This is a genomic window from Marinilactibacillus sp. XAAS-LB27, from assembly GCF_036039175.1.
Taxonomy (GTDB): domain Bacteria; phylum Bacillota; class Bacilli; order Lactobacillales; family Carnobacteriaceae_A; genus Marinilactibacillus.
In genome coordinates, this window is sequence record NZ_JAYXKP010000002.1 from 219686 (window position 1) to 241633 (window position 21948).

At 36.7% G+C, this 21948-nt stretch carries 17 protein-coding genes; 4 read left to right on the top strand and 13 right to left on the bottom strand.

Going from position 1 to position 21948, the window contains the following annotated elements; translation table 11 throughout:
• The first annotated feature begins 138 nt into the window (after positions 1-138).
• Positions 139-903: a GNAT family N-acetyltransferase gene (locus VXN63_RS04680; RefSeq protein ID WP_327756815.1), complete on the top strand. Its 765-nt coding sequence runs from the start codon at positions 139-141 to the stop codon at positions 901-903.
• Positions 904-906: 3 nt separating this feature from the next.
• Positions 907-1947: a GNAT family N-acetyltransferase gene (locus VXN63_RS04685; protein ID WP_327756816.1), complete on the top strand. Its 1041-nt coding sequence runs from the start codon at positions 907-909 to the stop codon at positions 1945-1947.
• A gap of 47 nt (positions 1948-1994) precedes the next feature.
• On the opposite strand, the gene VXN63_RS04690 is transcribed toward VXN63_RS04685, so the two are convergent.
• Complete coding sequence (locus tag VXN63_RS04690; RefSeq protein ID WP_327756818.1) at positions 1995-3692, bottom strand: M3 family oligoendopeptidase; 1698 nt, start codon at positions 3690-3692, stop codon at positions 1995-1997.
• A gap of 244 nt (positions 3693-3936) precedes the next feature.
• Here VXN63_RS04690 and VXN63_RS04695 point away from each other — a divergent pair, with 244 nt between their 5' ends.
• Together VXN63_RS04695 and rpoN are read left to right on the top strand one after the other, a co-directional pair.
• Positions 3937-5400 carry a PTS transporter subunit EIIC gene (locus tag VXN63_RS04695; RefSeq protein WP_327756819.1) on the top strand — a complete coding sequence of 488 codons (1464 nt, stop codon included), beginning with the start codon at positions 3937-3939 and terminating at the stop codon, positions 5398-5400.
• A gap of 156 nt (positions 5401-5556) precedes the next feature.
• Positions 5557-6840, top strand: coding sequence for an RNA polymerase factor sigma-54 (gene rpoN / locus VXN63_RS04700; RefSeq protein WP_327756820.1), 1284 nt, complete (start codon positions 5557-5559; stop codon positions 6838-6840).
• A gap of 57 nt (positions 6841-6897) precedes the next feature.
• On the opposite strand, the gene VXN63_RS04705 is transcribed toward rpoN, so the two are convergent.
• The 12 genes from VXN63_RS04705 to VXN63_RS04760 form a co-directional block, all read right to left on the bottom strand.
• Positions 6898-7851: a PTS system mannose/fructose/sorbose family transporter subunit IID gene (locus tag VXN63_RS04705; RefSeq protein WP_327756821.1), complete on the bottom strand. Its 954-nt coding sequence runs from the start codon at positions 7849-7851 to the stop codon at positions 6898-6900.
• Positions 7852-7870: 19 nt separating this feature from the next.
• Positions 7871-8668, bottom strand: a complete 798-nt coding sequence (locus VXN63_RS04710) for a PTS mannose/fructose/sorbose transporter subunit IIC (RefSeq protein WP_327756822.1) — start codon at positions 8666-8668, stop codon at positions 7871-7873.
• A 23-nt stretch (positions 8669-8691) separates the two neighbouring features.
• Entirely contained in the window at positions 8692-9675 is a 984-nt protein-coding gene (locus VXN63_RS04715; RefSeq protein WP_327756823.1) for a mannose/fructose/sorbose PTS transporter subunit IIB, read from the bottom strand.
• Between the two features lie 169 nt (positions 9676-9844).
• A complete protein-coding gene (locus VXN63_RS04720; protein WP_225744630.1) occupies positions 9845-10330 on the bottom strand; it encodes a mannose/fructose/sorbose PTS transporter subunit IIB in 486 nt (161 codons plus the stop codon).
• Positions 10331-10593: 263 nt separating this feature from the next.
• Positions 10594-13461: a sigma 54-interacting transcriptional regulator gene (locus tag VXN63_RS04725; protein ID WP_327756879.1), complete on the bottom strand. Its 2868-nt coding sequence runs from the start codon at positions 13459-13461 to the stop codon at positions 10594-10596.
• 589 nt (positions 13462-14050) lie between these two features.
• Positions 14051-15460 (bottom strand): cryptochrome/photolyase family protein, encoded by a 1410-nt coding sequence (locus tag VXN63_RS04730; RefSeq protein ID WP_327756824.1) that lies wholly within the window; start codon positions 15458-15460, stop codon positions 14051-14053.
• Between the two features lie 177 nt (positions 15461-15637).
• Entirely contained in the window at positions 15638-16102 is a 465-nt protein-coding gene (locus VXN63_RS04735; RefSeq protein ID WP_327756825.1) for a glutathione peroxidase, read from the bottom strand.
• Between the two features lie 58 nt (positions 16103-16160).
• On the bottom strand, positions 16161-17024 hold the full coding sequence (locus tag VXN63_RS04740) for a VOC family protein (protein WP_327756826.1): 864 nt from the start codon (positions 17022-17024) through the stop codon (positions 16161-16163).
• A 73-nt stretch (positions 17025-17097) separates the two neighbouring features.
• Positions 17098-17595 (bottom strand): glycosyl-4,4'-diaponeurosporenoate acyltransferase, encoded by a 498-nt coding sequence (locus VXN63_RS04745; protein WP_327756827.1) that lies wholly within the window; start codon positions 17593-17595, stop codon positions 17098-17100.
• Between the two features lie 14 nt (positions 17596-17609).
• Positions 17610-18737 carry a glycosyltransferase gene (locus tag VXN63_RS04750; RefSeq protein WP_327756828.1) on the bottom strand — a complete coding sequence of 376 codons (1128 nt, stop codon included), beginning with the start codon at positions 18735-18737 and terminating at the stop codon, positions 17610-17612.
• Between the two features lie 78 nt (positions 18738-18815).
• Complete coding sequence (locus VXN63_RS04755) at positions 18816-20330, bottom strand: phytoene desaturase family protein (protein WP_327756829.1); 1515 nt, start codon at positions 20328-20330, stop codon at positions 18816-18818.
• Between the two features lie 25 nt (positions 20331-20355).
• Positions 20356-21324 carry a phytoene/squalene synthase family protein gene (locus VXN63_RS04760; protein ID WP_327756830.1) on the bottom strand — a complete coding sequence of 323 codons (969 nt, stop codon included), beginning with the start codon at positions 21322-21324 and terminating at the stop codon, positions 20356-20358.
• Between the last annotated feature and the right edge of the window lie 624 nt (positions 21325-21948).

A 21948-nucleotide genomic window follows, 5' to 3' on the forward strand; every position in this document is an offset into this window, starting at 1 on the left:
CGATTCTCTTTATGATAAAGTCAAATTGAAGTATAATTGGGTAGGCATATCTAACATGTAACAGTTTCAGTTTTTAAGTGAAATTATACTTTTCAATACTAAGTAAATTCCTATGAAGATAAGAAAGGGTGACAAGGTTTGATTACTTTTGATCATGTTTATCGCTACAGTAATTTGATTGACGAAAACGAATTTTTTCAGCAATACTTTAACGAGTATCTTCCATATAGATACGATTCAAACTTTTTCATTCTAAAGTATCAACCGACGCTTGCTGAATTTGAGCTGATTGAAAATATGCAACTTGCTTTTCATGAAGAAGAAGAACTAGAACATCTTAAATTTTATTGGCCACAAGATAAAGGATTCACACCTGAGATTGTTGCTTATTTTGAAGAATCTGGCTATCAGATTGAAATGCTTGAGTTGTTTCAAATTGATCCTAATGAATTCTCCATTAAAGTTCCTTCGAATATCCATGTTTCACCTGTTTCTGAACATGAATTAACGGATTTCAAGCAATTGAATTATCCTCAAGATTTAACTTATGGTTCTTTATTTGCGGATATGAAGCAAGATCTTTATACATCCGTTATAGAAGCCGATTTTATCTGTCCACTAATTGCTTATATCAACGGTACTCCCGTTGGATCTCTTATTGCGCTTATTGGGCAAACTACCATTGAGATAGATGATCTTTATGTATCTGAAGAGTTCAGAAATAAAGGTGTTGCAAGTGCATTACAAACTGCTGTTATGACCCTAGCTAAAGAAAAGAAAAAACAAGTCATACTCGTAGCGGATGCGGATGATACCCCACGGGAAATGTATCTAAAACAAGGGTATGCGTTTACTGGGTACCAATTAGCTGCCCAAAAAATCTTAGGAGGCCAGGAGGAATAGTTGTTGAACAAAGAAATTAGACAATTAAACAAATTTGATTATGCCCAATATAAAACTATGCAAACTGGATTAGAAGATGATTATATGCTTGCAGTATACCCTAGCCTCACAGATGGCGATAATAGACTCTTTGGATTATTTGTAGATGAACAGTTAGTTAGCACTGCAGGGTATACAGTCTTTGCGAATCATTTCATTATGCTCGGCCGATTGAGAAGCGATATTCGTTTCCGTGGAAAGAATTATGCTACTGAAATCCTTCAGTACGTTAAGGAATTAGCTCTTCAATTACCTGAAGTAGCATTCGTTGGCGCAAACACGGAAAAGCATAATCTACCGGCCCAAAAAGTCTTAAGTAAAATTGGGCTTCCTCATGTTACTACATTGTACGCTGCACAGACTAAAGATCTCTTTCCTATGATGTCTAAAAAAGATGCTACCGTCTGGACTAAGTTGACAGATCTGGGTCGTAAACAAAATTGGTTGGCTCAAACTTATTTAAGTGATTCTTTTCCTAAAAAGGTCTTTCCTTTTGAAGCTTATTATCCCTTCCCTGCCTCAGAGAAGCTTTTCAGCGAAGCAGTACTAGAGAAGTGGGATTTTTATGAAAATGAAGATCAAACCCGCTACGTTATTTTGTGCGAAGAAGATAAAGGCGGTCATTATCTACATGTGATCTATCCATGGGATGATTTCACTCAACAAAAATCCTTATGGAATACGGTTCAATCCTATTATTCAGAAGCACTTCTAAAGAACCCAGAGACCACTGTTTGGATAGACTTAACAGAAACTGAAGCCGAGTTACTTCCTAATAATCATCCTTTTGAACTTCCTTCTCCTTGGATGCTTCATGGCGTCAGTAGTGATGCTCATAGAAACTCTGAGCATCCAAGATCCGTTGACGTTTCTTTATCAGAAGCTTATCAATCGATTGAATTCTTGGAAAATGAACTCAAGGAATTAGAAAACGATTTAAATGAAAAACTCGAAAGAGCAAATGAACTCGAGCATAGTTTGAAAGAAATGGATTCCGACAATTAAAAAACAAAAGAACGATTCCCTTTTATGAATAGGGAATCGTTCTTTCCTTATAACGCTTTATCATCTACTTGATTTAGTTCCACTTCAATCGCTTTGATTACATCACTTAATGACCCTTCTTCAAACGGTGAGCGAAGCTTAGCTGTTTCAATAATTTCTAAGAAACTTTGTGTCCCACCAACTCGACAGATTTCCATATAATCGTTCCAAGCATCTTTATCTTGATCTATCAACGATCGTTTCCAGAATTGGAGTGCACAAACTTGCGCTAGCGTGTAATCGATATAATAAAATGGTGATTCAAAGATATGTCCTTGACGATACCAAAAAGTCCCTTTATCAAGAAAAGCACTATCAGAAAAATCTCTTTCAGGTAGATAGTCTTTTTCTAGCTTTCTCCAAGTTGCTTTTCTTTCTTCTATACTCATTTCAGGGTGTTCATAAACTTCGTGTTGGAAGTGATCGACTAACACACCATACGGTAAAAAGCGCAGTGCCCCACTCAAATGGTCAAACTTATACTTTTCTGTTTGATCCTTGAAGAAGAGTTCCATCCAAGGATAAGTGAAAAATTCCATACTCATTGAATGAATCTCACAACTTTCATAAGTCGGGAAGACGATTTCCGGTTGTTTGATCCAACGAGATTCAAATACTTGAAATGCATGCCCCGCTTCATGAGTCAAAACATCAATATCTCCAGAGGTACCGTTAAAGTTCGCAAAGATAAACGGTGAATCGTAATCAGGTATATAAGTACAATACCCACCACTGGCCTTTCCTTCTTTGGAAAGTAAATCAACGAGTTCTTTGTCAAACATAAAGTCGATAAATGTACCCGTTTCTTCCGATAACTCATGATACATCTTTTTCCCTTGTTCAATAATATAATCAGGATCTCCTTGAGGAATCGGATTCCCATCCAAGAATTGAAGGGGTGTATCATAATGTTTCATATCTGAAATCCCGATACGCTCTGCTTGTCTCTGAGCCAGTTTCGTTGTAACCGGTACAACATAATCAAGCACTTGTTTACGGTAAACTTCTACCATATCACGGTTATAGTCATATCTTTTCATTCTCACATAAGCCAACTCAACAAAATCTTTAAATCCTAAAGTCTTCGCAATTTGGTCTCTGACTTTTACTAACTGATCATAAAGTTCATCAAGTTTAGCTTCATTTTCTTCAAAAAAGCTCCACTGAGCATCTGTTGCAGACTTTCTAACGGCTCTATCTGTATCCTGTAAATACGGTCCAAATTGAGAAAGATTCAATTGTTTTCCATCATATTCAACATTCGCAGAAGCAATAAGTTTTTGATAATCACTACTTAACTGATTTTCTTTTTGAAGTAATGTAATAGCAGATGCATCGAAAGCATCTAATTCGTATTGCATGTTTTGAATAAAGGTCTTCGGAAAGTGTGTTTTTAGCTGCTCGTAAAAACTAGATTCCGTCACAGCTTTGTAAAAGCGTGTATCTACTTCTTGGAATAATGGTAAATGTTCATTCCAAAATTGATCTTCTTCTTCATAATAAGTATCTTTCGTATCAATCGAGTAACGAATGGATGCAATGTTCATCATCGTTTCGAGCGTCGACATCAGTTCAGACATTTTTTGAATTGATTCTATAACACTTTCTAATGCTTTTGCCTGTGTTATCGTATCAATGATTGTGTTTGCTTTTTCTTTGTAGTCTTCAAAATCTGGTCGTTCATAAGTATAATCTGTGAATTTCAATTTTTTCTCCCCCAATAAAAAATATGATTACAAAAATAGTATAGCACAGTCACAATTTGAAAGATGCCTAATATTCTTATCTGTATTTAACCTTCAGCTTAATTAAACGTCGATTTATCGTGAAATAAAATTTCATTTAAATATTATATAAAGTGAAAAGGTTTTTTATTGATTTTCTCAAGTAATCTGATACGATAAGGTCATAGAAACCATTACATAAAATTTACACAAGGAGGCGTTAATTGTGGTAAAACATGATGAGAAAAAACTTGCTCAAGAAATTTATGAGCAGATTGGCGGAACAAATAATGTCCATTCATTGATCAACTGTATGACTAGAGTAAGGATCGATATAAAAGATCCAAGCAAAGTGAACGACGATAAAGTCAAGCAAATAAATGGAGTACTTGGAACTGTAGAAGAAGATACGTATCAAATCATTTTAGGTCCCGGACTAGCTGCTAAAGTAGCCAATGAAATGGGTGACATTGCGAACTTAACTGTCGGAGAAGAAGATACCCCTTCTGAGGACCAGGCGCTGTTTTCCAAAGATACAGACAATCTTGACCAATTAGCAGCAGAAAACAAAGCCGCTCACAAAAATAAACATAATCCTCAGACCCCTTTGAAAAAGGTTTTACGTTCCATAGCAAGTATATTTATTCCTTTAATTCCAGCGTTTGTTGGAGCAGGAATTATTGGCGGAATCGCTTCTGTCTTTTCTAATTTACTAAGAGCTGAAGTGATATCAGGAGAAAACTGGCAGTATTTTGTATTGGTTGCAGGTATTATTCAGCAAGGTTTATTTGGATATTTAAATATATATGTAGGAATTAATGCGGCTAAAGTGTTTAAAGCTACTGAAGGATTAGGTGGGATTATCGGTGGGGTCGTTTACCTAACCGGTATGACACCTGAAATGCCCTTACCCAATATCTTTACAGGAGAACCTCTAACACCTAACCAAGGTGGAATCATTGGCGTAATCTTGGCAGTCTGGATTCTTTCCTTACTTGAAAAACAACTACGTAAAATCGTACCGAATTCAATTGATATCATTGTCACACCGACCATTTCTTTACTCGTCGTCGGTTTAGCTACAATATTTCTGATCATGCCTTTGGCTGGTTTTGTATCAATTAATCTGGTTGGAATGATTACTTGGATTTTAGGCGTAGGTGGTGCTTTCGCTGGATTTGTACTAGGTTCCTTGTTTTTGCCAATGGTTATGTTCGGATTACATCAAGTATTAACACCGATTCATGTGACCATGATTGAACAGACCGGTTCTACACAACTCTTACCTATACTGGCAATGGCTGGTGCTGGTCAGGTAGGTGCAGCATTTGCAATACTTGTACGTGCACGTAAAAACAAACAACTGACTACGATGATTAAAGGTGCGTTACCGGTTGGTATTCTTGGTATTGGCGAGCCCTTGATTTACGCTGTAACCCTTCCCCTAGGTAAACCATTTATTACCGCTTGTATCGGTGGCGGTATCGGCGGTGCCGTTATCGGGCTATTCGGTGGTGTCGGAGCAAGTGCTATCGGCCCAAGTGGCGTAGCACTCATTCCATTGATTGTGAACAATCTATGGTGGGCTTATGTGTTGGGATTACTAGCAGCTTATGCCGGAGGATTCGTCGCAACTTATTTCTTTGGGGTCCCGAAAGAGGCAATGGAACCTTCCGTCGTTTCTTTATAAAACTTCACAAAACGGCAGTATTCAAATTGAGAATACTGCCGTTTTTCTGCGCTTAATTCTAATCGTTTCTGTAAAGTAAGTCGTTATTTGTGTTAAACTATAAAAACCGATGAGCAAAATCATCAGCATTCACACAGGAAAAAAGGAGTGAACGTATTGGACTTGAATCAGCATCTCAATTTATCTCAACGACAACAACTCAGTCCGATCCTACTACAGAAAATTCAGATACTGAACTTTAACCAAGATGAATTAATCGCTTATTTGAATTCAAAAGCACTTGAAAATCCATTTATAGAAATTAAGCTCCCTCGAACTAGCTCTGAACTAGCTCCGGTTGATCAAGATATGGGCTGGATACCCGATGACCGCAAAAGTTTAAGAGATCATCTAATAGAACAAGTTTTACTCACTTATAGAGATACGTTGATTCGAGAAATGATTTTCTGGTGGATCAATCAATTAGATCAAAAAGGATACTCTACAAAATCGATTGAAGAAGCCGTCGAGGAAACGAAAGCTGATAAAACTTTATTATTGGATGCATTGGTTTTACTCCAACAGCTTGAACCAGCCGGAATAGCTGCTCGTTCTCTTCAGGAATCTTTGATGCTACAAACCGAACGTGATCATACTGCTCCAGAAACAGCGTATATCATTCTAGAAGAATCTTTCCAAGATTTAGTGGACCGCAGATGGAAATTGATTGCAGACAGATATAGAATTTCTCTTCAAGAAGTCCAATCTGTTTTCGATTATATTAAGCGATTAGATCCTTCTCCCGGTGAGCAGTTTCAAAGTAATCTGGATACGACCATCAGGCCGGACTTGATTGTTCAAATTAAAAATCAGAATTTAATCATTAAGGAAGCAAAACTAAATACACCTGTCTTATCTTTTGATCAAGACTACGTATCCGGACTAAATGCACATAGCGACGAAGAAGTTTTATCTTATATCAAAGATAAGAAACAAGAGTATCAGAATCTGCAAGAGAGTTTGAAACAGCGAAATGAAACCATCTTGCGTGTCGGTACTGCGATCGTAAACAGACAAAAAGCGTTCTTTTTCGATAAAACGAGTCCGCTTCAATCTCTTCAGCTCAGTGAATTGGCCGAGGAATTGGATTTACATGAATCTACGATCAGCAGAACAATCAACGGTAAGTATATCCAAACTGACTTTGGAACATATGAATTCAAGTTCTTTCTATCCAGAAAACTTCAGAACGAAGGAGCCGATTCTCTATCGACGCATTCTGTTCAACAAAAACTACAAAAACTGATCGCAAACGAAAATAAAGGAAAACCATTATCTGATCAGAAACTCGTCGATTTGCTTGCTGAAGAAGACATTACAATTTCTAGAAGAGCCGTTACAAAATACCGTAAACAGCTGGATATCCCTGCTTCTTCTAAACGAAAACGATTTGATTCATAAAAAAATGCGATCCACTCTCAAATTGAGAATGGATCGCATTTTTAAATTTATAAATTATTATCCAAAGATACCGACAACAAATCCAAGAATACCAATTGCAAATAATCCAAAGATAATTGTGATTGGACTAACTTTTCTACGAAGTAACCACACACAACCAAGGGTCAATAGTAATGGTGCGATACCTGGTAACAACTGATCTAATGTGTTTTGAAGAGTCGTTACTTCTACTGGAGAAGTACTTAAACCTCCACGAACATTTTCTGCGAAATCTCTTAATACATCGCTAGAAACTTCTCCATTGTTGAAGCGATCTGCTAATTCTCCAAAGTTAATAACGTTAGCTGGATCTAATTCAACTTCACTTAATACCAACGGGAAGTTCATTGTAGTCCATCTAGGAACAAGTATCCCCATGATAAACATACCGAGAACCGAAGCACCTTGAGTCAATTTCTGCATCAAGCCACCGCTTAAGTTCTGAGTAATGTTACCACCTTGGATATAACCTAATTCTTGTGTATACCAGATGAATCCCATACGTAGTAGGTTCCAAACTAAGAAGAAAATAATTGGTCCTAACCAGTTTCCACCTAGAGCTAGTGAAGCTGCAAATGCACCAAGTACTGGACGAATCGTTGCCCAGAAAATTGGATCTCCAACTCCAGCCAAAGGTCCCATCATACCAATTTTAACCCCTTGAATCGCCGCATTATCAATATCTCTACCTGCAGCTTTTTCTTCTTCAAGTGTTAAGGTTACACCTAAAATTGGTGAAGCCAAGTACGGGTGAGTATTGAAGAATTCTAAGTGACGCTTTAAAGCTTGTGCTCTATCTTCTTTTGAAGTGTATAGTTTTTTCAAAGCTGGAATCATTGCGTATGCCCAACCAACGTTTTGCATACGTTCAAAGTTCCATGAAGCTTGAAGGAATTGACTTCTCCAGGCTACGTGCATACGTTCTTTTTTCGTTAATTTATATTTACTGTTTTCAATATTGTTATCTGCCATGTTTTTCAACGCTCCTTTTCTAGTAGTCGTTCAAGATATCGTCTAGAGGATCTCCACCGCCGGAATTTCCTCCGCCACCGCCACCTTGATTAAATTCAGGAGCGAATTGGACATATAGTAAAGCTAATACAGTTCCGATAATACCCATTGCAATTAAGTTTAATTCAGAAATTGCAGAAAGTGCAAAACCTAGTGCAAAGAAAATCCAAACTTTAGGTGTTGCCATCATGTTGATAACCATTGCATAACCTACCGCAACGATAAATCCACCACCGACTGCCATACCACCTGTTAACCACTCTGGAATAGCTTGTAGTGTACCTGTTACAAGCGCAGCTGGAACTGCAATGATCAATGCAGCTGGAATTGCGATACGTAAACCTTGTAAAACTAAAGCGCCCAAGTGATATAATTCAACGCCTCTAAATGAACCTTCTCTTGCTTTGTTGTCTGCAGCGTGTGCAATTGCAACTGTTGCTGTACGAACAAAGATTGTTAAAACTTGACCTGCGATTGCAAGTGGAATTGCTAATGCAATACCCTCAGAAACACTTGCGCCACGCATTGTTACTAAAATAGCTGAAGCAATTGACGCTAGTGCAGCATCTGGTGCAACTGCTGCCCCGATATTCATCCATGCTAATGCGATAAATTGTAGTGAACCACCTAACAAAAGACCTTCAGCAGGTTGTCCTGTTGCTAATCCGATTAATGTACAAGCAATAATTGGTTGGTGAAATTGGAATTCATCTAAGATCCCTTCTATACCAGCAATAAATGCAACTAATAATACTAATACAATAGATATAATACCCATGATTATTCCTTACCTCCTTAGTTTTAAACAGTTCTAGTCATTTTAGATTTTTTTAATAATTCCCACATGTTCTTACGTTGATCAGCAGGTACTTTACGTACGTCAAATTTAATTCCGTGCTCTTTTAATTTTTCAAAAGCATCCACATCTTTTTGATCGACTGAAAGTACATTGTTGATCATGACTTTACCTTCAGAATGTGCCATAGATCCTACGTTCACTTCTTCCAGTTCTACGCCACCTTCAACAGCTCTTACAACATCTGTCGGGTTTTCAAACAATAGTAGTGCTTTTGTTTTACCAAAGCGTGGATCTTTGAACACTTCAACCATTTTATCGACAGGGACTACATTTGCTTTTACTCCTGGTGGTGCAGCTTGAGTGATGAGAGATTTTCTCAAATCGTCTTGTGCTACATCATCCGAAACAACGATGATACGAGTTGGGTTGACATCTTTTGACCAAGCTGTTGCAACTTGTCCGTGTAATAGACGTGAGTCAATACGTGCAAGTCCAATCTTGATTTTACCGTCTCCGACAACCGTACCTTCAGGAAGTGCCTGATTTGGTTCACTGTTTCCAGCTGCACTTGCACCTGTTGTTGCTGGTTGCAATTCTTCCGGTCTAACTTTCACGCTATCTTGTGCAACACCGATAATTGCTGAAGCAATTTCGTGCGCTGACTCCATTGAGAATCTAGACGTATACGCTTCGATAACCATTGGTAAATTCATACCGGCAACGATTGCCCATTTTTCTTTGTTACCTTCGAATAAAGTGTTCGCCTGATTGAATGGCGTACCTCCCCATAAATCGACGATAAACAAAATTTCGTCTGTATCAAATGAAGCAATTGCTTTTTCCATTTTTCTGCGAATATCGTCTGGTCCTTCACTCGGCATAAGCGTAACAGCTGCTACGTTTTCTTGTTCTCCGATGATCATTGATCCAGATTGCAATATTCCTTCTGCAAACTCTCCATGGCTTGCTAGGATTATTCCTACCATTGAGTTCCCTCCTACCTATAGCGATTTGTTTCCGCTATATATTTTTTAGTTTCATTGATCAATCGATTGAATCGATTCATGCAAGTCCACTGTTTATATTTTGAACACGGTTTATACACTATAATACTGTCTTCTCAAGTGCTTTGAGAATTCGGATTGTGAAACAAAGTTAATCTACTTTCTTCAGAACTTCAATTAAATTCTGTTTACGATCACTAGGAACTTTTCTGATTTCCAGCTCAATACCTTGAAGATTCAAAAACTTGAACGCTTCAATATCCTGATCGTCAACTGAGATAAAGTTGGTAATCATCTTCTTGCCTTGTGAGAACTTCATTCCACCAATATTGACTGTGTCAAGATTGATGCCAGCCTTAACTAATTTTGCTACATCTGTCGGATTTGTAAATAAGAGCATCACTTTTACGTTTTCTAATAAAATATGATCCGATACTTCGATGAGCTTTTCAACTGTCATAACATTCGTTTTCACTTCAGGTGGTGCGGCTTGCTTGAGAAGAAACTTTCTCAACTCACTACTAGCCACTTCGTCGCTGACGACAAGAATTCTGCTGATACCCGTTATTCTAGTCCAGGTAGTTACAACTTGTCCATGAACCAACCGATCATCGATTCGGGCTAATCTGACATCCATCATCTAAATTTCACCCTCCGTTTTTGATCTGATGGCATCCTCCTTTCAGTTCGTCACTTGTGAATGGACATTCTCAAACGCCCCTCTATAATCAGAGCGGTCATTTCAATTAATCCACTGACTGATTATCTGTGCTCACTTAACTATAAGCAAGAAGCGTGCCAACTTTTAAAAACATAAAACAGCGGTTTAACAGGCTTTATTTCGATACACTAAAAAACACACTAACAATACAACTTGTCAGTGTGTTTTGAGTGTTTTATTTAATCTTCAAATATCTCATCAATCTGATTGTCTTTTTCAATATTTAAATGACTCTCAATGTAGTGATACAAATAATAGTATTCACTAAAACTGATGTTTATATTCAATTGCTGTTCAAGCTTTCCAACAATTTTTTTTACAGGCTGATAGAGCGCATTCTGTTGTATCTCATCTGTGTCTATGTCAACCGTCAGTGCTTCATTTAAGACCGATCGTTCCAAGACACCCGCTAAGTGCATAATCAAGTTGATATTGAAAGCATATTGATCTTTTTTTCCATTAGACAATGTGTAGAATTCTTGAGCAAATGACCAAAGTGGGGCAATGACCTTTGATGGATTGATGAAAGTGAAACTTTCTTCAATAAAATTTTGACACAATCTTCTGGCACTGTCTTCGTCTAGTTCTGGTTTAAAGTAAGCATGATTGTTTTTAGAAACAAGATCATTCAAAACAACCGCTACATCTCGTTCAATGAATTGTTCTAGCGGAATGAATGGTGCATCTAGTTTAGGGTTCATGATTCCTGTTGTCGCAATAATAGAGTAATTTCTTTTCAGTTCTTCTTTTCGTTCTTTCAGTTCCGCTACAGAACAAGCTATGACAGATAAGTCGATTTCAAAGTTATGGTCAATTGCACCTTTTACAAGTTCTTTAATTTTCTGAGCTGTTCCTTCTCCGCTTGCGCAAACCGCAAGAATGACTTGAGGTTTCATTTTCGATAAATCAAATTCGACCGGTTTCGCCTTGACTGTGTCTACATATCCTCTAAATATTTTCAGAGAATCATACAGTGTATTCAAATCTGTGTCTACTAGAGAAGCTTTCCTAACAGCTTCTAAAACAACCGCTGTTGAGACCATGTCTATTGTTTTGACGGCGACACCTGTTTCTTCTGTTAATTTATCTCCAAAAGTAAACAAGGAACCCATATCCACTAGTAACAATACACCATTACCCTCATCTACTTCTGTTACAGCCTGCTTTACTCGTTCATATGCTGTTTGCGGAGGCATATCCAAAGGCATATCAATCGCAAGTAACTTCTCGATATCCAGTAACTCCTCAACAACGCTTGCCATACTACTCGCAGTAGACTGACCGTGTGTTGCTACAACAATTCCGACTTTCCCTTTAGCTTGCTCGTCTTTCAACGAAACCAGCAAGACAGTTAAATAGTAAATTTCATTGTCTGGAATTGAAACTGAAAGTTCTTCTGAAATGATTTCTCGGATTTCTTTAGCTACCTCATATTCTTCTGGAAAATCAATGGCCATCTCTTTAATATTATGATTGATACTGCGCTCTTCTCCTAAATAGATTTTTTTAAGAAAAGAACTAATATGCAAGCTCATAGCGTAGATAAAATTCTGCTGAAATTCAGGTCCCAATCTTTTTTTAACTAGATCATAAAGTGTCCGAGTCAATTGAATCACTTCTACGTTTACGAATTCAGCTAGTTTAGATTCCGTGTTAAATGAAAATCCGTGATTTCGATAATACGACTTCAAGTGAACATTAATATCTGTTGAAATATAATGGTTAATGGATTCCTGATCTAATCCCTCAGCTTTCAAAAGCGCCGCTTTGTCACCGATAATGTCATATAAATTGTACGGTAATTCATAAGCATCCGTCTTCATCTTAACAAAGGATTCATTAGGAGAAACGGTGATCACTGGTTCTAAAAACTTCGATAATTCCGTTTGTCCCTTACGATCTGATGATAATTGCACTAGACCAGATTTAATCCCATCAGGCAAGTCAATCACCGTTAAGTTTACTTCATCCTTATGCATTTGGTGCATGAACCCTCGAGCACACACTAATTGAATATTAGATTTCAACTGTCCAACATTCCCGTATCCAACACTCGCAATCAGCGCTTTTATCACATCTTCTGTTAAACTAATCCTTCTTTGAATGCGGTTTGCTTCGATTCCAGCCATGAGTTTTACTAAGTCAATTTGTTCATTAGCTGGTCTGTGCTTGAATGATGGAAGATGAATGTTAATGGGTATTCTTCTCATGAAAGTATCCAGTAAAGTTGACCCAGGATCTTCCGTTGTCGCGCTAACAATTCTAACCTCTGCAGCCTTGGCTTTACCGGTTTCACCCATACGACTATACGTACCATGATCCATGAAATAGAAAATCATTTCTTGACCTTCAGGTGGGAGTCTATGGATTTCATCTAGAAACAGCATACTTCCATCAGCTTGTTGAATCAAACCTTCCTTATCTGTAACAGCACCTGTAAAGGCCCCTTTGGAATAACCAAATAAATGACTCATCAATAATTCTGGATTATGTGCATAGTCCGCACAATTAAATACAATCAACTCTTTTGAAGAGTCAACCATTCCATTTGATTGAGCAAAACGGAACATGGCATGCGCAAAAAATGTTTTACCAGATCCAGTAGGCCCTGTTATCAATGTATTTAAACCTTTAGGAGGATAGAGTACAGCTGCTTTAGCTTGTTCTACAGCATTTTTCATACTTCCGTTTGCACCAATCGTTGTTTCAAAAATATCTTCTTCTGATGAAAATGAAAAATTATGGATGCCGGTTTCTGGTACCGTTATAGGTTGTTTGTTTTCTTTGTAACTTGAAACATATTTTGTAAGTGGTTTGTGCCTCATAAGTTTAATATCAATGTATTTTACAGGACGACCTTCAATTTTATACAATTGACCTTCTCGAACTAGTGCATTCAAATCTTTTGAGACATTGCTTCGCAAGATATCCAATGACTCTGAAAGTTGCTGAGTGGTTACACCTTGCTTTAACTCTAATTCTTTCTTAGTGTATCCTTTAGTCTGTTCCAAAACGTATTCGAGTATCCGTTCTTTTCTTTTCATAATGTGCTCCTTTTCAAGTTTTTTCTCTACTTGAAACTCCAAAGACAGTATACACTAGAAAACACACAAACAAAACACACTATAAGAGAAAAAACATAAGTCTTATGCTCTTTCTTTTATAGTGTGTCCGTTTTATACGGGTTACTTTACCCCTATTGGAAAAAGATTTCAATAAAAAGAGTGTAGAGAGAAAAAAGGGCCACACCGTTTTTCTCTCTATCACCCGGTAAGGGATACCCGCAAATGATATACTTGTCGCTGAGGATTAGACGACAGAAGTATAGTCTTACATTAAAATGGGACTGGATCAAATAAATGACTCTCAATCCCTAACGCTTTGAAACAATGAATGAAAAGAGAAGAGGAGAGAATGCAAATAAGAAAGTTCTTCTCTTTCCATTACAATTAGAACTATAAAGAAAATATGTGAAATAGTCAACAATATATTTTATTATTTTCAAAAAAACCTACATCCTAATTATAAAACCTTTATACAAAAGGCTTATTTTAGAATGTAGGTCATTTCTGTTCTGTATACATTTCACATATATAGCGTTCAAACATTTATCAATTGATTATTTAGGGGCTTTCTCTATTGTTTGATATCCTTGCTTTCTTCATAAATTGAAATTGCTCGTTTACGCGCAGTTGAATGATTTACGATAGGCGCCGGATAGTTTTCTCCGATAATGACACCGCAAGCTTCTTGTTCTTCTTTACTCATTTTCTCTGGAGCATGAATGTACTTGTTTTTCACAGATTTGAGTTCAGGCACAAACTCTCTTATAAAATCTCCAGACTTATCGTATTTTTCAGATTGAGTAGTTGGGTTAAATATTCTAAAATAAGGAACAGCATCTGTTCCAGTGGAAGCTGCCCATTGCCATCCACCGATATTATTGCATGGATCGTAATCAGTCAACATCTTCTGGAAATGTTTTTCTCCACGGCGCCAGTCGATCAATAAGTCTTTTGTTAAAAAAGAAGCCGTAATCATTCTTAAACGATTGTGCATCCAACCTAACGTACTGAGTTGTCTCATCGCTGCATCCACTATCGGATAACCGGTTTTTCCTTGAATCCACTTTTCAAATTGTTCTTCATCATTATCCCACTGAATATGAGAGAACTGTTCTTTGATAGGTTGTTCTTTTTGGTTTGGATTTGCTACATAGATCATATGATAAAAATCTCGCCAACATAGTTCCTTTAAAAAAGTTTGCTGGCTCTCATTACTCGTTTCTGCTTGTACAGCTGCCCAAAGCGTTCGAATACTGAGTTCACCTAATCGCATATGCTGAGATAATCGGCTCGTTTTATCCTCATCAGGATAATCTCTTCCAATCTCATAATCATCTAGTCTTTCCTCGATAAATAATTTTAACTGCTCTTTTGCTGCCTGGGTCCCTGGTTTATAATTGATATCTAGTCCTGCCTCTTCAACCATCTTTTCCAGTTTTTCCTCATTATCAGCATACAAAACTTTCTTCATAACCTTACTCTGATCTATTTCCACTTTCATTGGAGTCGGTTTATCCAGTTCAATCCATTTATTGTAATAAGGGGTAAACACTTTATACAAATCACCTGAATTGTTATGAACTTCATGTGCACCGTGCAAGTAATGATCCATATAAGAATGAACAGAGATATCGTTCTCCTTGAAAAAGGTTCTCATCAAGTCATCACGTTGTTTTCCGTATCCTTTTTCATCTTGATTGAAGTAAACGTCTGTCCAGTTCGGTACATCTTTTTTCAATTTCTGAAAACTCTCTTCTATATCTCCATGTAATATCTGTAAGTACATCCCTTGTTTTTCAATCTCTTTTTTTAAATGGAGCACACTCGTAAAGAATGCCGCATGATTCATACTATCTTCTAAAAACTGCTCCGGGTTCACTTGAAATAACAATATGAGTTTTTCTGACTTTTCAAATGCTTGCGATAAAGCAATATTATCTTCTAACCTTAAATCTCTTCGAAACCACATTACGGATACCATATTCCACTCTCCTTAATTCTCTTGGTATAAAAGTATGACACAATCTATTTTCAGATACAATCATTAGATCTCATTCGTTATTTAAATTAGAGAGTAGGCTAAAAATAAAAAACTGCCCTATTCAGTAAGTCGGTTTAGTCTAACCGATACTGTACAAGGCAGTTTATTTATCGTTTATTAAAGGATAGATACTAAATCTTCTACTACTTTTAAAGGTTTCGTTGTTGGAGCATATCTGTTAATGACTTCTCCATCAGAATCAATCAAAAATTTTGTATAATTCCATTTGATCATTTTGTTTCCAGTTTTTTCTTTCAAATATTTGAATAAAGGATGTGCATCGCCACCATTAACGTTTACCTTATCAAACATTGGAAAAGTTACGTCATAATTCACTTGACAGAACTCAGCAATTTCTCCACCTTCAAGCGGTTCTTGGTTCATAAATTGATTACAAGGAAAGCCTAATACGACAAATCCTTTGTCTTTGTAGGATTGATATAATTCTTCAAGGTCTTTTAATTGAGAAGCCAGTCCACACTTGCTTGCTGTATTAACGATCAGCATCGGTTTTCCAGTGTAACTAGAAAGGTCCACGTCTTTTCCATCTAAATCTTTCACCGTAAAATCTGTTACAGTCATCCAATTTCAATCCTTTCTCATCTTTATCAATTTTGATAGAAGATGCAAAAAGTATCGCTTATCTTCTAAGCTCAAATCTTACTTCTATGCCATTAGGGTCTAATACAGATAGAACTTGATGAGCATCTTCTAATACAAGTATACCACGGATTTCTATAATTTGTTTCAATTTTTCAAGAGATTCTTCAGACGACAATAGAACTGAATAAGATTCTAACCCTAGATCTTCTTCTGATAATTTAGGTAAATGTTTACCCATCCAAATATTTGTACCAATATGATGATGATATCCACCAGCTGAAAAGAATCTTGCTTGATCTCCAAATTGATCAGTTAAATCGAATCCTAACTGTTGATAGAACTCTTGTGTTTCATCTAGATCAATTACTGATAAATGAATATGACCTATTGTAGTATTTTCAGGAAACTTTTCTACCATACCAGACTGGTCTCTACTTTCAATTACTCCGTCTGCATCCATTTCAATCGTAATACCAGCGATTCTTCCGTCTTCTCGAATATCCCAATCACTTTTTGGTTTATCACGGTAAATCTCAATCCCGTTACCTTCTGGGTCTTGCAAATAGATTGCTTCACTATACCCATGATCAGAAGCTCCACCAATCGGAACTTTTTTAACAAGAAGTCTGTAAAGTGTGTCGCCTAGATCTTTACGACTGGGCAATAAAAATGCTGTATGAAATAATCCAGCAGCTCTTCTATCTACTACGTTTTGAATAGTTTTTAAAACTAACAATGGCTGATCAGAACCACTAGCACCTAGAGAAACTTTATCTTCTGCCGCTTCTATTACGGTCAAACCTAATTCCTGATAATACTCAGAAAGACGATTTAAATCTTTGACTTTTAACGTGACCGACCCGATACTAGCTGTTTGTTCAATTTTGTATGATGTATTCATGAATAGACCCCTTACTTACTTTTTATAAGTTAACTACCTATATCATATACTGTAAGTGGAAAAGTGTCCACTGCTATTTAAAGGTTCTCTTACGTTCTTTCATTTTTTGTATTCTTGCAAGCCTTGGTCTGTTATATCTTTGAATAATGATAAAAGGTACGTTAATCACCAAGGCATACAAAACATTCAACCAGGCTGCCCAAAGCGGATTCCATAGGAAAAATAACGGCACCGGTAATAAAATCATCCAATGCGTCAATTCTGCTCTTTTTGTCTCTAAAATAAATTTAGGATAGTCCGCTTGGCTTTTAGCGGCTAAATGCTTTTTCTTGTATCCCATTCCAAATAAAGAAGCTCCGTCTGGCAATCGATCTTTCCATTCTTTAACACCTGTTTTTTGCTCCCAGAATTCACCCTCATTTTCCCAATCATACGATACAAACAATTTTTTAAAAAAAGGATGTTTGCTGAACGTCAAATCTGATACTTTAAGTAATCCGACCGAGACACCAAAATGAATGATAAACCAGGCTACACCGTTTACTGCTATCAGAATCAATACTTGACTCATCGTTTCATCCTTTCTTAAACATTGATTTTACGGTCTCTCCAAGAAACAGAATGCAGTACGTTAACTTGAATATAAGACCAAGTAAATACCACCACAAAAGCGCTCAGTACTACAGGGTAAATCAGAAACAACCAGTTAGGAAATTTACCAACTTTCCCAGCAAGCCACATAAACTGGCAAGCATAACAGGCATACAAAAAAACACTGATGCCTGTCCAAATGGGCATCGTTAACCATAAAGATAACACAAGTAAAATTACAGCAATATACCCACCTGTTATCCACAGGCTGATCGCTGACATGACCGATGGATGTGTGTTGCTTGAACCGTTCGCGACGCTTTTAGACCATCCTTGCAGCCACTGCTTAGGTCCTTCTGGATACATTCGGTAAGAGAAAACCCCTCTCCCACCATAATTATGAATAGGAAGATTGTTTGCCTGAAAAACTTTTGCTAGTTCAATATTATCCATGTATGAATCTAGTGTTTTCTCATGACCACCTGTTTTTTCATACTCTTTGGATGAACACATCAAGAAAGGTCCAAACGCACCACCAGTTTCAAACCGTTCTTTTAAAGGTGTAAAGGCATTTAGTCCTGCTACTACAATCATATTAAGTGGTGCTGAAAAGTGCTCATACAATCTTTTTGTTCGATGATACGGCTGTATGGTAAATAAGCCTGATGCATGCTTTTCTTGAAAAGATTGACAGATTGATTCTAGACTATTCTCATGATCAAAGGTCGTGTCTGCATCTATAAACATCAGCCATTCCCCTGTCGCATCTCTAGCCCCTCTATAGCAGGCCACTGTTTTACCAACAAGTTGCGGATCATCAATCGCTTGATCTCTTTGTTTGATTTTGACATCATATCTGGAGAGTATTTCGACTGTTCGATCGGTCGAGTCGTCATCCACAACGATGATTTCTTTTGGTTTTAAGGATTGAGCAAAAAGAGAGTCTAATAAATGAGAAATATTATCTTCTTCATTTCTGACAGGGATAATTATAGAGATTGCTGGATAACCTCTTTTCTCACCTTTATATCTTGCGATATAAGGAAGATTCCAGAGCATAAAAAACCCACTACCTATCGCGATTAAAATAACGAAAATACTCATAATCAATAATACGTGCATGCAATTCTCCTAACTAAACCTTCTAAACGATAAACTTATGTAGCGCGAAAGCTTATTGCCTTCGCTTTTATTCTATAATCATGACTTTGCATCTCTTCTTACGATCATATCTCTAACTTGTTGCCCACTTAACGTAACCATAGGCATGCCGCCACCTGGATTTACTGAACCACCGACAAAGTACAAGTTATCATAACGGTCACTATGTTTAGGATGCTTGAATCCATTATTGGCTTTTTTATCAGCCAATACGCCATAGATTGCGCCGCGGTTTGAGTAATATGTCTGCTGGATATCTTCTGGTAACCACATATCTTCAAATACGATATGCTCTCTTAAATCAGTCAGTCCCATATTTTCTAGCTTGATCAGTACACGTTCTCTTAAATCGGCATATTGCTGATCTGTAAACGGCTCATCTTGTACATAAGGGATGTGCGGTAAAATTTTGATGTTCTCATGTCCCTCTGGAGCTTGACCTGAGTCTGTTTTATTGACATTGACCAAGTAGATCGTTGGATCTTCAGGAAGTTCCTGACGATGAAAAACAGCTTCATAATTCTTTTTAGAATCATTTGAGAAAAAGAAGTTATGGTGTGCTAGCTGTGGATATAACTTATCCACTCCAAGGTGAAGAACCATCCCGGAAGCTGCTGGTTCGAATTTTTCTTCTAGTTTTTTCATTTCTTTTTTGTCTTCATCTAGTAAATAACGGTAAGTCGGAATGACTTCCATATTAGAAACATAATAGTCAGACTCCACAATTTTCCCGTTTGCTAAGACAGCTGCTGTAATATTTTTGTGTGTATCTTTCTCAAGACGCACAACCTCTTGTCCATTATAAATCGCTACGCCTTCTTCTAAAGCTAACTTTTGTAATGCTTCACCAAGCTTATGCATACCACCGGGAACATACCACAATCCTAAATCATGTTGCATGTATGCGAGCATATTTAAAATTGCAGGGGCATCTTCTGCAGATGAACCAACATACTTGATGTAATATTTCAGCATATCTCTCAAATGAGGGTTGCTGATTCTTTTTTCAATCGCGCTAGACATTGTTGAAAGTAAATCAAACCCTTTAAAAGCTGATATCGGTCCGTGGTATTTGATGATATCAAAAGTTGTATCCAGTCCTTTATCAAAATAACCTTCTTGAGTGATTTCATAAAGAGATTTAGAATATTCTAAAAAACTTTCATACTCTTCCATATCTTTTTTGCTTAAAGAAGAATTGTGTTGCTCCATATCTGATAAGTCTTCGTACAAATCAATGGTCGAATGATCTGTAAAAAATGATCGCCATTGTAACTCTAACTTTTGAATGGTTACATAGTCTTCCATTTTTTTACCACCAACAAGAAATAGTCGTTCAAAGATGAATGGCATCGTTAAAATAGACGGACCTAAATCAAATCCATATCCTTCTACTTCTAATCGGTTCAGCTTTCCACCTATATGATGGTTTTTTTCGTACAGCGCTACCTTATACCCACTTTGAGCAAGCGCAATAGCTGCAGAAACACCTCCTAAACCGCCACCGATCACCGTTACTGACTTTTCTTTACTTGCATGTACTTCAATCGTCATGATCCGTTCTCCTTTATCCAGTACCTTACTTATAAGATTTCAATGTTTTTCTAGTATTTCTATAAATGCTCAGCTTTTTAATAAATGAAGTTTTGTTTCTTTGATTGAAACAGTCGTATCCATTCTTGCGAACAGTCGATAGTATTTCGGCATAAACATTTGCTGATAACAACACAGGTAATTGGCTATCTGAGTCAAACTTAGTTAAATCTTGTTTCACGATTTTATAAAGCTTTTCTGACCGAGAGGCTAAAGTCTCCCACATAGAAATAAATGAAGGATTGATGACTTGATTCTTCAAATCATCATAGGTATAGTCAACTTCTTTCATAAGATCAACTGGAAGATAAATTCTATTAATTTCTCTCTGGTCTTCACCGACATCTCTTAAGATATTCGTGATTTGCATAGCTACTCCAAGTGAAATTGCAGTGTCTTTCAATTCTTGATGATGCTTTGTTGCGAGTATTGGGAGTAGCATCAACCCAACCGATCCAGCTACAAAGTAACTATATTTTTCTAGATCAGCTAGCGTTTCCGGTTGCTTGAAGTTATAGTCCATGGTCTGACCTTCTAGCTGATCGTAAAATGGCTTTAATGACATGTCAAAACGATTAAATACATCTCTTAATGCTCTCCACACTGGGAGGTCAGGAATATCCCCTTTTTCAAACTGCTCAAGTAATTTTTTGATACTCTGTAATGCTTTCTGTTGCTCTACGGAAGAGTCCGCTTCGTCGATACTGTCATCTGCTTGTCTACAAAATGCATAAATGGCATAGACAGCTTTTGCTTTTTCTTCGGGTAATCTTGAAAAAGCAAAATAAAAACTTTTTGAATGTTCTTTTATAATTTCTTCGCAATAAGCATAATCCAGATCCAAGTCTTTTTGCTTACTTTTTTCTTTTTCGATTTCACTTCCTCCTCGAAATGGATTAGATAGTCTGCACAAAATAACTTTCAGGCAATATGTATCTAATTTTATATTAAACAAGAATTTTTCCCTACCAGAAGTCTTTCGTTTTCCCAAGATAGGAACCTTTACTTTATATTAACATATTACCTGTTATCACAAAGTGTTCAACGATTTAATTCATTAAAAAATCATCACTTCCCCCTCTAAAGAGTTGACCGCTCCTTTTTGTTTATTATTCTGTTTGATGGGTTCAAGTTCAGTATCAACTTTCTATTTTTAAAATTTTTCCTAAAAAAGGATTTATTCATTTGATAAACGGCTTGCAAATAATGATAACATTCGGAATTCTATAGTGTCTTTTTTTGTTCACAACAATCTTCTAGTTATTTTCATACTAATTTACTTAATAATATAGAGATTTCATACATTCAGTTATATTTTTTCATTCGAACTTTATTACATAAATATATCATTCGTTATCTAAAAAGACTATCTCTATGCAACATAACTAACGCTTATGAATACTGAACTTACATAAATATACTAATTGAGCTAAAAAAATGTGAAAGATTATACTGATATGTATAATACATAATAAACTACTTACTTTCCATTAGCGCTTACTATCTCTTACTAACTTTGATCTGTTCATTAAATTCTTTAATTAGCCTACCGATAATAACTGGGAAGGAGTGATTTATA